The 1,127-nt window shown below is 33.5% G+C and carries 1 protein-coding gene and 1 pseudogene; both read right to left on the bottom strand.

Features of this window, described 5'->3' with window-relative positions; genetic code table 11:
• Positions 1 to 294, bottom strand: a 294-nt coding sequence (locus tag ESZ54_RS12550) for a hypothetical protein (protein WP_204249564.1), incomplete at its 3' end; no start/stop codon positions are given.
• 142 nt (positions 295 to 436) lie between these two features.
• Positions 437 to 1,127, bottom strand: a pseudogene (locus tag ESZ54_RS12545) (hypothetical protein); the annotation flags it as partial.

Genomic DNA, 1,127 nt, shown 5'->3' with positions numbered 1-1,127 from the left:
AGGTTCATCTTTTTTTATAATGGCTATATATTTTTCAGATTCGACTTCTTCAAGATTCTTAGTTTCATGTTGTTCTTTTTCAGTTTCTTTTTTTTCTTCTGAGTGTGTAGACTGTGTTATCTCTTCAGAGGAAGTTGTTTCTTCATGAGTTGTCACATTAGCAGACGAAGAGTCTGATGTCGAAACCACATTTTCATCAGCATGCACCATAGGTGCTAAAATAAGTGGCGCAAATAAACTTATACTTAAATAACCTAACAAAATTTTTCTTTTCATCATTTTCACATCTTTCATTATATATCATTGACTGATTTTCCTTCACATCTAATCATACTAAAAAAAACAAACATTTAATAGATAAAAACCAAAAAAACGTCAACAAAAAAACACTAACTTAATATTATTGTTAGTGTTTTAAAAATTTGTTTATTTTATATTAATCTAACGGAAAGACATAGATTTTTGAATAACCGTAATAACTGGCTAATTGACCAATTGAATTCCCAATTGCAACTGAATGCCAAATTTTATTCTCACGTCCTGTATTTCCCCAGAAAATCCCAATATGACAATCGTACACTGGCTTACTAAAGTCAGATTCAAAATAAACTAGATCACCTTTTTTGGTTTGACCACTTGCTAAAAGACTACTAATCGTGTCATAAGTACGATAATTTGTATTCGCCTTTAAGGCATCACGCCAATTGTACGCATTTACAACACCGCCATAATCATTCGCAACTCGTGTGATCATATTCAAATCACCACCAGCTTTACGAACAGCATATGCCACCCAACCCGTACAGTTAAAACCTGGACCGTATTGCGTAGGTGCACCATTTGGACTCATACTACGAGCTGGATCCATATAACCAACATAAGGAGTACCTAAATAGTAACGATCATTAAGATGACTATTTAAATCACCTAATAAACGTTGACGTGAAACACCCATAAAACTTGAGACACTTCTAGTTGGTGCTGTGGCACCAGAATTAATATAACCTAACCAATTTCCATTTGGCTCGTATAATGAATAATAAACAGAACCATTCAAATGATGATATTTACCTTTTAACTTAACAGTTTTATGTAACTGACTGTTGGAACTACCCCGAACACTCCAA

The organism is Vagococcus silagei (assembly GCF_004795745.1).
Lineage (GTDB): Bacteria > Bacillota > Bacilli > Lactobacillales > Vagococcaceae > Vagococcus > Vagococcus silagei.
This window is presented reverse-complemented; position numbering and strand designations above follow the sequence as displayed.